General features: G+C 51.6%; 17 protein-coding genes. All 17 read left to right on the top strand.

Annotation, left to right across the window (positions count from 1 at the left end):
- The 17 genes from HMPREF3096_RS22705 to HMPREF3096_RS30605 are packed head-to-tail and all read left to right on the top strand — an operon-like array spanning position 1 to position 15,208.
- Positions 1-1,152 (top strand): DUF3383 family protein, encoded by a 1,152-nt coding sequence (locus HMPREF3096_RS22705; protein ID WP_064173838.1) that lies wholly within the window; start codon positions 1-3, stop codon positions 1,150-1,152.
- A gap of 38 nt (positions 1,153-1,190) precedes the next feature.
- The gene (locus HMPREF3096_RS22700; protein WP_070544626.1) at positions 1,191-1,826 is read left to right on the top strand and encodes a hypothetical protein; all 636 of its coding nucleotides are present in this window, start codon (positions 1,191-1,193) and stop codon (positions 1,824-1,826) included.
- Position 1,827: 1 nt separating this feature from the next.
- The gene (locus HMPREF3096_RS22695) at positions 1,828-2,271 is read left to right on the top strand and encodes a DUF3277 family protein (protein WP_070544625.1); all 444 of its coding nucleotides are present in this window, start codon (positions 1,828-1,830) and stop codon (positions 2,269-2,271) included.
- A 3-nt stretch (positions 2,272-2,274) separates the two neighbouring features.
- Positions 2,275-2,724, top strand: a complete 450-nt coding sequence (locus tag HMPREF3096_RS22690) for a phage tail assembly chaperone (protein WP_070544624.1) — start codon at positions 2,275-2,277, stop codon at positions 2,722-2,724.
- 41 nt (positions 2,725-2,765) lie between these two features.
- On the top strand, positions 2,766-2,918 hold the full coding sequence (locus HMPREF3096_RS22685; protein ID WP_049073657.1) for a DUF6889 family protein: 153 nt from the start codon (positions 2,766-2,768) through the stop codon (positions 2,916-2,918).
- The gene (locus tag HMPREF3096_RS22680; protein WP_070544623.1) at positions 2,908-4,794 is read left to right on the top strand and encodes a hypothetical protein; all 1,887 of its coding nucleotides are present in this window, start codon (positions 2,908-2,910) and stop codon (positions 4,792-4,794) included. The genes HMPREF3096_RS22685 and HMPREF3096_RS22680 overlap by 11 nt, the downstream gene beginning before the upstream one ends.
- The gene (locus HMPREF3096_RS22675) at positions 4,794-5,393 is read left to right on the top strand and encodes a phage baseplate protein (RefSeq protein WP_070544622.1); all 600 of its coding nucleotides are present in this window, start codon (positions 4,794-4,796) and stop codon (positions 5,391-5,393) included. Before HMPREF3096_RS22680 ends, HMPREF3096_RS22675 begins: the two co-directional genes overlap by 1 nt.
- Positions 5,394-5,696 carry a phage baseplate plug family protein gene (locus HMPREF3096_RS22670; RefSeq protein WP_042929830.1) on the top strand — a complete coding sequence of 101 codons (303 nt, stop codon included), beginning with the start codon at positions 5,394-5,396 and terminating at the stop codon, positions 5,694-5,696.
- A 2-nt stretch (positions 5,697-5,698) separates the two neighbouring features.
- Positions 5,699-6,727 carry a hypothetical protein gene (locus tag HMPREF3096_RS22665; protein WP_070544621.1) on the top strand — a complete coding sequence of 343 codons (1,029 nt, stop codon included), beginning with the start codon at positions 5,699-5,701 and terminating at the stop codon, positions 6,725-6,727.
- Positions 6,724-7,068, top strand: coding sequence for a hypothetical protein (locus HMPREF3096_RS22660; protein ID WP_048289801.1), 345 nt, complete (start codon positions 6,724-6,726; stop codon positions 7,066-7,068). The genes HMPREF3096_RS22665 and HMPREF3096_RS22660 overlap by 4 nt, the downstream gene beginning before the upstream one ends.
- 40 nt (positions 7,069-7,108) lie before the next feature.
- Positions 7,109-7,615 carry a hypothetical protein gene (locus HMPREF3096_RS22655; RefSeq protein WP_070544620.1) on the top strand — a complete coding sequence of 169 codons (507 nt, stop codon included), beginning with the start codon at positions 7,109-7,111 and terminating at the stop codon, positions 7,613-7,615.
- Between the two features lie 39 nt (positions 7,616-7,654).
- Complete coding sequence (locus tag HMPREF3096_RS22650; protein WP_070544619.1) at positions 7,655-8,308, top strand: Gp138 family membrane-puncturing spike protein; 654 nt, start codon at positions 7,655-7,657, stop codon at positions 8,306-8,308.
- A gap of 1 nt (position 8,309) precedes the next feature.
- Entirely contained in the window at positions 8,310-8,663 is a 354-nt protein-coding gene (locus HMPREF3096_RS22645; protein WP_070544618.1) for a thioredoxin domain-containing protein, read from the top strand.
- Positions 8,663-9,862, top strand: coding sequence for a baseplate J/gp47 family protein (locus tag HMPREF3096_RS22640; RefSeq protein ID WP_070544617.1), 1,200 nt, complete (start codon positions 8,663-8,665; stop codon positions 9,860-9,862). The genes HMPREF3096_RS22645 and HMPREF3096_RS22640 overlap by 1 nt, the downstream gene beginning before the upstream one ends.
- Complete coding sequence (locus HMPREF3096_RS22635) at positions 9,859-10,632, top strand: baseplate wedge 1 family protein (protein WP_070544616.1); 774 nt, start codon at positions 9,859-9,861, stop codon at positions 10,630-10,632. The genes HMPREF3096_RS22640 and HMPREF3096_RS22635 overlap by 4 nt, the downstream gene beginning before the upstream one ends.
- Entirely contained in the window at positions 10,632-11,405 is a 774-nt protein-coding gene (locus tag HMPREF3096_RS22630; RefSeq protein WP_070544615.1) for a phage baseplate protein, read from the top strand. The genes HMPREF3096_RS22635 and HMPREF3096_RS22630 overlap by 1 nt, the downstream gene beginning before the upstream one ends.
- Positions 11,406-11,440: 35 nt before the next feature.
- Entirely contained in the window at positions 11,441-15,208 is a 3,768-nt protein-coding gene (locus HMPREF3096_RS30605; RefSeq protein ID WP_070544614.1) for a tail fiber domain-containing protein, read from the top strand.
- The last annotated feature ends 143 nt before the right edge of the window (positions 15,209-15,351 follow it).

The raw sequence follows: 15,351 nt of genomic DNA, 5'->3' as shown, positions 1-15,351 counted from the left end.
ATGGAAAAAGGGCTTCCCCTTAACCGTATCGCTAACGTGACGGTGACGCTTTCTGCTCGGGCCGCGCAGGGGCGCAATTTTGGCTCAATGCTCATCCTGGGCGACTCAACTGTTATTCCGATTTCTGAGCGTCTGCGCCTTTACTCCAGCGCTGATGATATCGGCGATGACTTTGGTGTAGACAGCCAGGAATATGCAGCGGCTGTTATCTGGTTCTCCCAGCAACCGCAGCCGACTCTGGTGTATGTCGGTCGCTGGGCGAAAACGCTGGCTACTGGCGAAACAGGCAGCGCAGAAAGCCTCCTGCAGGCCGTTAACGCCTTGCTGGACTGGAATTCATGGTATGGCCTTCACCTTGCTGTGCCGGCTGCTGATTATCCTTCCGACACCGACATTATCAGTGTCGCTGCTGCTATCGAAGCCGCGAGCGTATCGCGCATCTTTGGCGTTACCTCGGCTGATTCAACGATTCTTGACGCGGCTACCACGACGGATCTGGCTTCCAAGCTGAAAGCAGCGAAATACAGCCGTACCTTTATCCAGTACTCGACCAGCAGCCGCTATGCTGCGCTGTCCTCGTTTGCGCGTGCGTTCACTGTTGACTTCACCGGAAGCAATACGACGATCACCCTCAAGTTTAAACAACTGCCGGGTTTCACCTACGAAACCCTGGGTACCTCGCAGGCGAACAACCTGGAAGCGAAGAACTGCAACGTTTACGTGTACTACGAAAACGATACGGCGATTCTTGAGCAAGGCGTTATGGCAAACGGCGATTTCTTCGACGAGCGCCATGGCCTCGACTGGCTGCAGAACGCCGTGCAGACCGCTGACTACAACACGCTCTATACCAGCACAACCAAAATTCCCCAGACCGACGCCGGGACCACAACCCGTATCGCCAACATTGAGCTGGTGCTCGATAAGGCTGTGCAGAACGGTCTCTTTGCTCCGGGTAAATGGACTGGTGGCCCGCTTGGTCAGCTCAATACCGGCGACATGCTGACTAAGGGCTACTACACCTGGGCAGAAAACGTTGATGACCAGCTTCAGGTCGATCGCGAAGCGCGGAAAGGTGTGCCTATTCAGGTTGCCGGGAAACTGGCCGGAGCCGTTCATTACGGTACCGTCGCAATCACGGTCGTGCGCTAAACGTGCTATCATTGCTTTTTTGATGTTGAGGAAAGGCAATGAAAAAATGTTCGCGTTGTGGTGAAGAGAAAACCCTCGATAACTTTGGGAAAAATAAGCGTAAAGCAGACGGCTTGCACTATTGGTGTAAGTCGTGCTGTTCTGCACACAAAAAAGAACATTATCAGCAAAACAAAGAGATCCTTAGCGAAAAATCGAAGATTTATTACCAGCTTAAAGGTGACGAGATTAAATCTCGTGTTAGGCGTCGTTATTGGGAAAATCCCGAATCTCACCGAAAATCAGCAATTGAATATCAACGCGAAAACCGTGAGGCGGCTTATAAAAGACAAGCGGAATGGAATCGTCAGCAGTCGATAGAAAATCCTCAATTCTTGTTGAGGAAGAAGATAAATCGCCGCCTTTCGCGATGGATTAAAGGAACAGGTAGATTTAAAACTATTTTGGCAGGCTGCAATGAAGCTCAATTCATTAGTCATATTGAATCTCAATTTGTCGGCGAAATGAGCTGGGAAAACTACGGAATAGCATGGACCTTTGACCACATCACTCCTTTAACCGCATTCGATTTAACCGATGAAACGCAGGTAGAAAAAGCCTGTCATTTTTCTAATATCCAGCCTCTTACCTCTGCTGAAAACGCGAGAAAAGGAGGTGCGAACAGGATGAAATAAAATGGGATCAACCTATAGTTTTCTTGATGTTTCGGCCTCTCTCGCAGGGCCTACCGGGTTAGTTGAGCTTGGCTACGGCTCAGCGAACGCCGAAGAGGGCATTACTGTCACAATGACAGAGGCCAAAAACACCATGACCGTCGGCGCCGGTGGCGAGGTGATGCACAGCCTGCACGCCGGAAAGAGCGGCACTATCACAGTAACCTTGCTGAAAACCTCCCCGGTCAACAAAAAGCTCTCGCTGATGTACAACGCACAGAGCTTGTCTTCGGCAACGTGGGGCAATAACGTCATTGTCATTCGCAACAAAGTATCAGGTGATACCACTACAGCGCGTTCTTGTGCTTTCCAGAAGCAACCCGATCACGCTAACGCCAAAGTCGGCAATACGGTCTCCTGGGTCTTTGACTGCGGCAAGATTGATCAGCTGCTTGGGGAGTTCTAACAGATGGAATTTGAAATCAAAGGCGTTAATTACCGCACCGCCAAGTTGGATGTTTTCCAGCAGTTGAAGGTAAGCCGCAAGTTGCTTCCGGTGTTGGCTGGTCTGGTTTCAGACTTTGGCACGCTGAAATCCATGATGGTCAGAGACGGCGAGGGCAAGCTTGTTTTCGGTGAGAAAAGGGCGTTCGACGCTCTGGATATCGTTTTGCCGAAGATTGCCGATACGCTGGCGGCCCTGCCGGAAGAGGACGTTAACGCGGTGATTCATCCGTGCCTGGGCGTTGTTATGCGCCAGCATGAAAAAGGATGGGTAAAAATTTTCGATCAGGGCGCGCTGATGTTCGACGATATTGACCTGCTCACGATGCTGCAGCTGGTGGCGCGGGTGGTCGCCGACAGCCTGGGAAATTTTTTGAAAGAAATCCCCGGCAGCGGGACGCCTACCCAGCCATAGGTCCTGTCCTGGAATCCTTGCCAGAAGGTGAGGATTTTCTGATGCGCCCGGTGGATGCCGGGTACATCCCTTACACCGCCCTGAAAGACGGATCGGTAGACCTGGCCGATATTGCCCGTATGAATGACTGGCTTGACCTGAAAGCCGATAACGAAAACCGTATAGCGAAATGGAGAGAGGCTAATGAACGCTGAAACGCTCAAGGACTTTCTGATCTCGCTTGGGTTCAAAGTGGATGAGGCTGGCGCCAGAAAATTCGATGCCGTCGTTGCCGGGACAACGCTTAAAGCGATTGAACTGGGCGTCAAAGTTGAAGCAGCAGCGCTTTCCGTCGTGGCGTTCACCGCAAAAATTGCCAGCGGTCTCGACGACCTGTACTGGGCCTCCCAGCGCACTGGCGCGACGGTGGAGGGCATTAAGCAGATTGGGTATGCGGTAAGTCAGGTTGGCGGCAGTGTCGACGGAGCCCGCGGCTCTCTCGAAAATCTTGCCAGGTTCATGCGTAACAATCCCGGCGCTGAGGGTTTCCTGAACCGGCTGGGGGTTCAAACGCGTGATGCCAGCGGCAACATGCGGGATATGGCGACGATCTTTACCGGCGTCGGCCAGCGTCTTAGCAGCATGCCGTACTACCGCGCGAACCAGTACGCTGAGATGCTGGGTCTGGATGAAAACACCCTGATGGCAATGCGTCGCGGTATCGGCCAGTTTAGTGGCGAATACACCGCGATGGCGAAGGCGATCGGCTATAACGCCGATGTAGCCGCTGTCAGCTCTAATAAGTTCATGACCTCTCTGCGCTCCTTCGGGCTGATGGCTGGCATGGCGCGGGATAAAATAGGCTCCAGCCTCGCTGATGGCCTTGCTGGTTCTCTCGACAGGCTGCGTCGCCAGATACTGGACAACTTTCCCAAAATTGAAGGCGCTATAACCGCTACCGTCAAAGGGATTCTCTGGGCTGGTGAGATGGTAGGCAGGGTAATATACCGCCTCATCCAGTTGGGTCAGAGTATCAGCAACTGGTGGGACTCTCTTGATAAGCAGTCGCAGGAGCTGATCGAACTGATTGGGGCGCTTACCGCTGCCTGGTGGATGCTAAACCGCGCTATGCTCGCATCGCCGATTACGTGGGTTCTCGGCCTGGCTGCTGCTGTAGCGTTGCTGTGGGAGGATTACCAGACCTGGAAGGAGGGCGGAAAAAGCCTAGTTGACTGGGGTAAGTGGAAGACGGAGATCGACAACGCAGAGAAGTTTATTAAGTCGCTGCGTAATACGGTTTCTGACCTCACCAACTCAATCGCAAAACTGCTTGGCATAGACCCGAAAGCCTGGTCACTGAAATGGGACTTCGACAACTTCATTACCCAGATGGGTGAGTTCAGCAAGATGTTGAGCATGATCGGCGATCTGCTGAATGCCATCAACGAAGGTAACTGGAGCGAAGTGAAGCGCTTGGGTATCGCGATATGGCAACAGGGCAAGACGCCTGTCTCCGGCGCCGGAGAGACCCAGACGAGTATTGTTCATGGCGCCAATATCCAGCCGGATATCCCTGGTGGGACTGGGAATACGCTGGCTGATCGCAATAACAACCCCGGCAACATCCGTCCCGTTGGCGGTGGTGGCTTCCGTACCTTCGAGAATGCTCTACGCGGCTGGGCTGCTATGAAAAACCAGCTGATGCGGTACTTCACAGGGAAAACGACCGGTCGTCGCCTGCAGACTATCATGGATATCGTCAGCACCTGGGCGCCCGCGGCCGATAACAACGATCCTGCCAAATATGCCCGTGACGTTGCTGGCTGGATGGGTGTATCGCCGACAGCAGCCTTAAACCTGTCCGACCCCAATACGATGGCTATGCTCATGCAGTCTATGGCCCGCAAAGAGGGTTATTCGAACTGGAATAGCCCCCTTGCCCACCAGGCTGCTGGCGCGACATTGAACCAGAATACCGTTATCAACATTTCTGGTGTCAGCGATCCGAGAGAAGCAGGGAAAATCGTCTCTGATAGCCAGAGCAACGTTAATGCACGCGCAACCCAGCAACTAACCAGGGGGCCGAGCTGATGGATATTCTTTCAACTCTTTTCCAGCAGCGTAGCCGCCGTATTGGCCTGATGATACCCGATGTAGTGGTTTCAGAGCGTCATAGCGATGCTCTGGAGGTGACGGAACATCCAGTGGAAAGGCCTACAAGCGCTGGTACAGGGTTCATTGCTGACCATGCGTATCGACGCCCCTCAGAAGTCGTTATGGAGATGGGCTTTGCTGGTGGCGGTTCCCTGCTTGATTTTTATGATACAGCAGGCATTGGATTATCTACACCGCTCAATAGCATGGGGCCGAAGGAGGTTTATGCTGAACTGCTTAAAATGCAGCAGGAAAGGCAGTTGCTTGATGTGACCACCGGGAAGCGCCTGTATACCAATATGGTGATCCGCTCCTTGGATGTGACGACAGATCGCCATAGCGAAAATGTACTGATGGTGACAGTCACACTCAGGGAAATAATCACCACCCAGACGCAGACAGTCAGCGTGGCCGCAAAAGAAAACATGAAAGAGGGGGTGAACACGTCTGCGGTGCAAAACTCAGGAGTAAAGACGCCGACTCCAAAAGATGAGTCGCTACTAAGCCGGTTTGTCGGTTTCATCTCTGGAGGCTAAATGGCTGTTTCAGAAATACCTCTTTCCCCGGAAAACCAGCGATTTTCCATATCTGTGGCAGGTCAAAGTCTGCAAATGGCTGTGACCTGGCGTGCTGCTTTCTGGTGTCTGGATATCATGGACAGTACGGGCGCCGACCTGATAAAAGGCATTCCTCTTATCACCGGCGCCAACCTGCTGGCGCAGTATCGCTATCTCGGGCTTGGATTTTCGCTCTATGTAAATTGCGACGATCCGGCAAATGATAACCCAACCCAAACCGACCTCGGCATTAAAAGCCATCTCTACGTGGTAACGGAGTGATTATGTCTCAGAACTGGATGCGACACTTTGAGTTGCAGCTTATTGACGATAAGGGGGATGGGATATCGCTGTCGGATTTTAAGGTGACGTTTAATATCCAGAAGATGCCCGCGACTATCTTTAACGGGTTTGTGGGAAACTTCAAAATATATAATCTGTCGCCAGAGACCCAAAACCGGATCACGGGAAAAGAATTTACCCGTGTAAGGGCTATTGCCGGGTATAACGGCACAGCAGACAGCAGTGGAAACTATCCAGATAAAAATGTGGGAATCATCTTTAACGGCGATATTCGCTTTACCGTCACCGGCAAAGATAACGTCACCGATAGTTGGGTACTGGTCCAGTGCATTGATAGTTGGGAAGGGCATCTCAACGCCAGTGTTAAAACGACGGTATCGGCTGGCTGGAAGCATGCTGACCTTTTTGATCTTGGCATGCAGTCCCTACGGCCTTACGGTATCTCAGAAGGCAGCAGGCCCGATTTCGGCTCGACCGTCTTCCCGCGCGGGAGAACAATTTATCAAAATACCGGTCGCCTTATGTATAGCCTCGCTGGTCAGTGCAAAGCCAACTGGTGGTATGAAAACAACCAGGTGCATATCGTTCCTGACGATAAGTACATTCAGGAAGCAATTGTGCTTAATGCTGATACTGGATTGATAAGCATGCCACAGCAGACGATGGGCGCCGGGGTAAACGTGCGTTGCCTGATAAACCCAAATATTAAGCTTGGTGGCCTTATCAGGCTGGATCAAGCCTCCGTGTATCGTCAGTCTCTCGGTAATGACCAGGTTGGGCAGTCACCTGGCAGACTGGGTGAAAGCACCACAGACGGTAACATCTATGTCGATGGCCTTCCCGGTGCGCAGCTGGCAGCAATCAATACCGACGGTGATTACATTGTCGGCAGCATTGACTATACTGGCGATACTCGCGGGCAAGCGTGGTATATGGACCTGCTGTGTCTGGCGAAAGGGGCTCGGGATTTGCTCAACTCAAAAGGTTTGGATGCGGCGCAATACTCATGAAGAAAATCATCACTGGTTGTATTTTTCCCCTCTTTCTTTCTGCCTCTGCTTTTGCGGATACAGCCTGCGGACCATTTGGGATCAACTGGAAAGCGCAGGATGGGTTTGCGCGGATAGATGGCGTCAAGCCTGAGTCTCAGAAAATTACCTTTCTAAAGGTAAAAAATGATTACAACAATGTGAAAATACAGTGGATGCTTCCAGATGCCAGATCTGGTCGCTGGCTTGGAATGGATTTTGTTGCCCGAAACGGCAAGCCCATCCTTAATGTTGAAGTTGTTCGTAAAAATATGGATGATCCCCGGGAATTTTGGACCTATGATTGCAAGCGTATAAAATGATTGTTACATAACGGATTGCGTTTGGTGGGGGGGGGTATAAATGGCGGTAGGTACAGGGAAGAAGATTGTTTTGGCTGTTATTGTTGTCGTTGGATATTTAATCGGCAACCACTCTAACGATAGTAAAAAGTATGAAGAACTAAAAAATAAGGACCCATCATCCCTAAGTCAGGACGATAAGTCATTTATTAAAACGATTGAGGATGGGCGGGCGAAAGCAGAAGCCGATCGACGCGACTACCAGAAAGAACAGGTAGCCGAGAAGGAAAAGACAAAACCAAAACCTTTATCGGAAAAAGCTTTGCTTCAAAATGATGTGATATTTACATGCAAAGACATTGCAAGAAATTCTCTCAACTATCCTGATACTTTTGAAGTTGAAGATACTAATAGCGGTGTAGATAACCAAAATGGAAAGCAAGTCTATTACTTCACTCTTGATTATTCTGGGGTTAATGCTTTCAATGTCCGAGGATCACACACTATTGAGTGCTATGGGACCATAGGCGACCCATCGCACAGTGTAACTTATAGAACATTCAACTAACCCGCTCCGGCGGGTTTTTTAATGCCCGGAGTAAACCAAATGCCCGTAGCACTAAATTCCCAGCTCGGTAGTAAAGAGCAGGCCGATGCGCGGCTGGCACAGGCAATCATGTCTGCAATGCGCGTTTCCATGCCTGGCATCATCCAGTCGTTTGACCATGATGCCGTCACTGCTGTAGTTCAGCCCGCAATTAAAGGCGTAGAACTGGACGAATCAGGCGCAGATGTGTCTGTTAACATTCCGCTGCTGGTGGATGTTCCTGTCGTTTTCCCTCGCGGTGGAGGCTGCACGCTGACGTTTCCTGTTAAGGCTGGTGATGAGTGCCTTGTTATCTTTGCGGACCGTTGTATTGATTTCTGGTGGCAGAGCGGAGGTATTCAGGAGCCGGTAGACGAGCGCATGCACGATTTGTCTGATGCGTTCTGTATCGTCGGCCCGCAGTCGCAGGCGAAGAAAATCGGCGGCATCAGCACCAGCGCGGTAGAGCTGCGCAGTGATGACGGGGAAACAAAGTTGAGCCTTAATCCTGCCAGTGGAGCTATCAACGGTACGGCGCCGGGAGGTTTTAACCTCAACGGGCTTAAAATCCTTTCTGATGGCCGCCTGCAGCTGGTGGATGGCTCAATCGTCGATAAGCATACGCATGGTGGCGTTGAGCCAGGCGGGAGTAACACGGCGCCACTCGGAGGATGATATGCGATACCGTCGAGAAGATGATGACGGGGATTACACCTTCGGTCAGGGTGATGATACCTGGCTGGTTAACTCCCCAGAGGCCGTCGCGCAGGCCATTAAAACGCGCTTCCTGCTTTGGTACGGGCAATGGTTTCTGGATACCACAGCGGGTACGCCGTGGATTCAGTCAGTACTGGGTAAGCAAAAGCCAGACACCTATAACCTCGCCATTCGTAAACGCATTCTCGAAACACGCGGGGTAAAATCCATCACCGAATTTAACACTGAAGTTGATGGCCGTACGCGGCGTGTAACGTTCACAGCGACAGTGGAAACCATCTACGGGACAACCACAGTAACTTCGGAGGCGTAATGTCTTTGGACCTCGACACACTCGGCTTATCGGCAACGGTAACCGCTGAGGGGATAAGTGCGCCCGACTATCAGACCGTGCTGGACACCATCACCGGTTATTTTCAGCAGATTTATGGCAGTGATGCCTATCTCGATCCCGATAGCAAAGACGGCCAGATGGTGGCGCTGGTGGCCCTGGCTATTCACGACGCCAATAACACGGCCATTTCGGTTTACCGGTCGTTCTCGCCAGCGACGGCAGTGGGTGACGCACTGACGAGCAACGTCAAAATTAATGGCATCACCCGGCGTGCAGCGACCAATTCAACTGTCGACCTGCTGCTAACCGGAACCGTCGGTACAGCCATCACCAACGGCTCGGTACGCGATACCAATAGCGTGATCTGGAATCTGCCGGCGACGGTGGTGATCGGCACTGACGGTACCGTGGTCGCTACGGCAACGTGTGCGAATAGCGGGGCGGTTGCTGCGGTCGCCGGGTCGGTAAACGGCATCAATACACCGACGCGCGGGTGGGCCTCAGTAACTAACCCGCTGGCGGCCACCGTTGGTATCGAGGCGGAAACTGACGCTGAACTACGGGTGAGGCAGTCACAAAGCGTTGCCCTGGCCTCTCTCACACCATTTGCCGCGGTAGACGGTGCGATTGCCAACGTTGAAGGCGTGACCCGGCACAAGCTGTTTGAGAACGATACAGAGACTACCGATGCTAACGGGCTACCGGCTCACTCCATTTCGGCAATCGTCGAGGGTGGGGATGCGACGGAAATCGCAAACACGATACGAAGCACTAAGGGGCAGGGCGTATCAACGTACGGTACGACGGCGGTAATAGTCACCGACAAATACGGCAACCCTTACACCATTCGTTTCTCTCGCCCGGTCGACGTGCCGATCTATGTGTCGATAACGATTCAGGCGCTGACGGGTTATAGCTCTGAGGTCGGAGACGAAATGAAGGCGGCGGTGGCGGCGTATATCAATTCGCTGGCCATCGGTGACAGCGTTCTGCTGAGTCGGGTTTATTCCCCGGCTAACCTGGGTGTCGTCAGCGGCGGGAACGCACGTTATTACGACATAATGGAGCTGTTGATCGGTCGAACGGCAGAGGGGGTCGCCGCGGCTAATGTGGTGCTTGCGTACGACGAGTCGGCATCCTGCAGCGTGGATAACATCGCACTGGTGGTGACGCCATGAGCAAATACACCGACCTGATCACCAATTACCACGCAGGAAAGCCGAAATTCTTCGACCACGTTGATTTATCAACGCGGCCACTTATTGATGTTTCCGATGCGACAGCCGGACTAATCACTGCTTTCGACGTCGATACCGCCGTTGGCGACCAACTGGATATCCTCGGAAAGTGGATCGGCGTTTCACGCGCGGTAGCGGCACCTATTACCGGCGTTTTTCTTGAATGGGATAAAGAGCGTGTCGGTTGGGATCAGGGGATCTGGCTGGGCCCTTACCAGTCCACCGATGCGCTGACGTATCTCAGCGATGATGTTTACCGCGTGGTGCTGAAAGCCCGCATAGGGATAAACAACTGGAACGGCCAGAACGGAACACTGCCGGATATCTTGGAAACGGCATTAGCAGGAACAGGAATTAAACTGGTTATTCTGGATAATCAGGATATGACGATATCGGTTTTAATCGTCGTGGATGATGAATATATCATTCCCAATATTGACAGGTTGATATTTGACTCAGCAATTAACCACGGCCCGTTTATTCCTCTGCCGGAAGGATATGAGCCTTCTCGCTACGATATAAACCCGATAGATAAACTTCCTGCTGAATTTGTTTTTGTAGTTCGTGCTGGCCTCCTTACGGTAAAAGCGGCCGGAGTAAGAGTTAGAGAAACGGTTACGCCCTCAAACGGGTATAAATTTTTTGGTTTTGATGTTGAAAATGACTATATCGCCGGTTTCGAAACCGGCGCATGGGGAGAGAACTTCTGATGCCAGTTAATAATTTTAAACCGTTCGCGATAGCTTCCGGGGCAAACGTGGCGACACAGGCTGAGTGGGAGGCGCTCATCGCTTTGTCTACTGGGTTTACAGCGGGCATTGCTCGTTCAGGTCAGGTCAATAAAGCACTGAGGCAGGCAACGGTAATTGCATCTGCTATTGCGCAGTTCATTTCCGATCAGTCCGATGTTGACGTTCTCGATGACGGAGATATGGACAAACTGGGAGGACAGTTGCGGTCTGCTCTGACGTCGCTACAGGTTGATTCCGTTTACCCCGTTGGAATCGTGCTGTTTTTCGCACAGAACAAAAACCCCAACACACTGTTTCCGGGTACGACGTGGTTATACGCAGGTGAAAACAAAACCATTCGCCTGGGCCTTCAGGATGGCGCAGACGTTTTGACTACGGGGGGATCGGATACCGCCACTATTGGTAAATCTAATTTACCGGCTGTGTCATTGACCGTTTCCGGATCGGCGGCGTCCGTGGATCTCGGGACAAAAACCACCAGCAGTAATGGCGATCACACCCATGGCTGGGGTTCTTCAATGCAGAAACAGGGAGGTAGTGATCAGGCCGTCGGTAATAATTCGGGGACAGATTTCGGCACTACATCTACCGCTGGCGCCCACACGCACAGCGTCGCTCTTGGCTCCCACACACATGCCGTTTCCGGTACTACAGAAAATATGGGTACCGGCGCTGCCCTGACAGTTACTAACGCCTACGTCAAGTTGATGGGCTGGTATCGCACCGCCTGATTAACCCGGCGCATATTTTTTGAGGTAATCCCCCTATGCCATTTTATTTGACGCGGGACCCGGTCCCGTCGGCAGACATGCGCAACGTATTCGATAATGCGCAGAATTTAGACCTGGCCCTGAACGATATTACATCCTCTTTCTGGAGTGATCGGCTCGGTCGTAGCCGTATGTCATGGTTCGGACTGGAGTCTGCGTTTACGGTAAAATTGAGTGACTTTGAGTCCCGTTTTTCCACCCAGATAGTCGAGCAGGAAGGTATTTTTGAATCATCTCAGACGGATAAAGAAAATCGCTTCCAGCAGTTTCTTGTTTCATCCGGTTATGTCTTCCTGGGGGATTACGAAAATGGCCCATTCCAGTTTAGCGCTCGTAACCAGTACATCCGCTATAACAACCAGTATTACCGCCTGAATGCTGCTACTGACGTCGGCTTTACGACCACCGGAACCGATGCGACCAGCTTTGCGAACGACGTCACTCACTTTGTTCTGATGGATGGTGATACGCTTCGCCAAGACCTGAGTTCAGGTTTAGGTGGCTCTCAGCTAATATTTGGGTTGGGGTATTGGGTTAATGCTACTACTGATGTTTTTGAATTAACCGGCACACCCGGTGAAATTCGTACTCGTGGTTTTTATATTCAGAATGATGGTGGTGAGGGGGTATGGGTTGCCACAGGGGATACTGATATTTCCCGCGCAGGAATGCATTTTATTACCGAGGCCCGTATTTACAATGCGGCAGGTATTGAATATCAGTTAAAGGTAGACGCTGGTTCAAAAATAAACCCAAAAATCAACGGGGCACAAGAGGCTGCGACATATGACGAAACGCAGCTTGATACTGACGATTTTGTTTGTCTGGGGCAGGCGATTAACGGTATTTACGCTGCTCTGCCCGTGCTTTATCAGGCAGAAAATACCCTGAGCACATCAACAACATTTTCGGCAATAGACATCACAATCCCCTCCGGAATTTATCGGGTTGGTAAAGAGGCAATCAAGCTCCGCAGTAACATTCACTACGATTTCGGGAAGTCCACGATTGTCGTGAAGGCGGCTGCCTCTCGAAAATATTCGGTAACGGGTAAATACTTAAACGGGCTGGAGCACTCTGTTGAGGATATCGAGTCTATTTATGCAGCCTGCGGGAACAATCTTTTCTGGGAATCGGTCAGCCTTGGCTTTACCAGGATTACCGGTGGCGCGCTGATTGGCGACCACGTTCCAGGCACTCTGGATGCAGACTGTACCGCCGGGGTGGGTATTCTCGCCCTCAACGCGTGGTACTGTTCGTTCTCGGACATGCGCATCGAAGGGTTCCGCGTAAATCTGGTAGGGATGCAGGTTCGGATTGACGAGGATGGCGTGATGTCCAGTGATATCATCCCCTACAAATCTACCGTCCTCCCTGAGAAAATCGGTAACTTCTACGGATGCGTATTTAAAAATATGTATATCAGCACAGCCCGTTACTGCTGTGCGCGTTTGCATATCGACTGGTGCCAGTGGATAGGTGGGACTATCTCCAACAACGGGCGCTGGGCCTCTTCGCCAAGCGGCCAGCAGTGCGACTACTATTTAATCGAAACTGGTCATGGCTTCCATTGCTCAGGCGCATATCTCAGCATCCCGGCGTACAACCCGACCGAACGCAAACCGAACAAGTCTGTTATCGCAACCGCTGCCCGTGGCTCCGTCTACACTGCGTGCTACATGGAAGACACTCCTTCCTATGTCACCATCCTGAACAAGTGGTGGAACGACGGCAACGAGAAGGGATTCGGCTTAAATATCGACTGTATTGGTTCGCAGTACCGTCCTGACCGAACCTATAAGTACCTGACTTTCGAGCCAGGCGCATTTGGGTATTATGATGCTAATGAGAACTGGGTGCCGCCAGCCGGATACGGTTCGTACCCGTCAACCAACGGCATTGACTTCGTTCGCTTCGGCAGCCCGACACACGATACTGGCGCATTCCCACATGGCGGATTTGACTTCAAATACGGCACCTATGGCGTGATGTACAGCACCAATAGTACCTACGAGAATCCGCCTGATGTTGACAGCCTGCGCGGGCACAAAACCACCAAGGAGATGTTCTCTCCGTATGGGCTGATGGCGGCGAATGGTATCCTGCAACTGCCTGTGTTGTCGCCTGCAATGCACAGCAATATCTGTATCTGGTACAAAGACCTGACTGGCAATTTTGACTTGAACAACGTTGTGTTGTGGCAAGGTGCGAATATCGACCAACTCAGTACAGATAATGGTTATAACTACAACTTGTTTATCGCCAAAGCCGAAATGGCCATTGATTTTGGTAATGGCTACAAAATGGCGATTATCCAGAACCTGAAATGGAACAACAATGACGGCGTTGGTACAGCAGGAAGCCAGCAGTCATTGCAGTTTACTATCCCCGGCACCACTCCGATTATTCTCAAGGCTGTCCAGGCATTCACTGGGGGTATTCCAGTTTTTCCTGTCGGACTGGATTATCGCCCAGAGACGTCAGATTTATGTGTGTGGGGTCACGTCAATCCGAGTAACGGGTTTAGGTACAACCTGTTTAAAAAGGTTGGCGGCGGTATCTTCATGCCCGAGGATGTCATTTACCCCTGGACGGCACACCAGCGGGCGAACACAGATTATAAGTTTGCGACCACTGTTTACGAGGACTATGGCTTTACGAATCTGCCGTTAATCATCAAAGGCGGGAATAGCATTGGTGCCTTCTTCGCTAAAGAGTTCACTGTATCAATCGTTGATGTGGACTCCACTAATGGCCGGACAACCGTAGACGTACCCGCAGCGTATAAGCCATACGTTTTCATGGGGGTTCCTCTTAAGATTACTGGCGGGTCTTCTACCGGATATACAGGGGAAGTTCGCATTCATAAGCGTAACCTGAAAACAGACGGAACTCTTAGCGGGCAGTACGTTCTCGATGCGGTCGTTGGTGCCGTTGGCGATACTCTGAATATTAACCAGAGAACGCTCACAGCACGGACTTATCGCCGGGACTATACCGCAGACGCCTTGACAGCGAACGGCAGCTTTACCCTACGTGGTACTACAATGCGATTCGGGTATAACGCTGGGTCGACAGGCACGCGAACCATTGAATTTTTTGTCGGAGGTGCCACCACTAAATCCGCAGATATAAACGCATACGGAACCTCACTTGGGCTTAACGCCTCGGCACTTGTCTTCGGTGGGAATATAGGTTTCAGCGCGACAAATACCTGGGATATAGGCTCCCCGGGTAATACGGTCAAAAACATCTACGCCCAGAATGCGGTAACTGTGGTTTCAGACCGCGACCGTAAGCCTGTACGGGAAGGGATACCGGATAAGATCCTTGATATCTGGGGAACAATCGGTATCAAGCGGTTTAAGTATGACTGGGCTATTGCTGGGAAGGGTGAAGATAGTGCGCGCTGGCATGTTGGCTACATTGCTCAGGACATTATTGAAGCATTCGAAGCGGCAGGGGAGGACGCTACCGAATGGGCGTTGCTTGTACGCAATGAATGGGACGCGGTTCCGGAGCAGGTGGAGTCATGGGACGATGAGTACGAAACCATTCCGGCGCAGTACGATGAGCAGGGGGTTAAGATCTCAGAGGAAACACAGGTTCTTATACGCCAGGCAGGATCTCGAGTAACTAAGGAAGCGATACCAGCAGGAAGCGAATGGCGTCTGGTAATGGATGAGTGCAATGTGCTGGAGGCTGCGTATCAGCGCAGGCAGCTGGAGCGTTTAGAATCAGCGCTCGCGCAGTTGCAGAAGTAGCTACATTGCCCGGGAATGGATTCCCGGCAGCAGGTAGCCGATGTGATAGGGGTTAATGTGAAGACGCTATATAAGTACCTGCCAGCTTCTTAAAATCATTACGTTGCGTCGGTGTGTCTGATCGATAGCTGTAACCTGTATTT

It is taken from the genome of Klebsiella sp. HMSC25G12, from assembly GCF_001807705.1.
GTDB lineage: Bacteria > Pseudomonadota > Gammaproteobacteria > Enterobacterales > Enterobacteriaceae > Klebsiella > Klebsiella variicola.
This window is presented reverse-complemented; position numbering and strand designations above follow the sequence as displayed.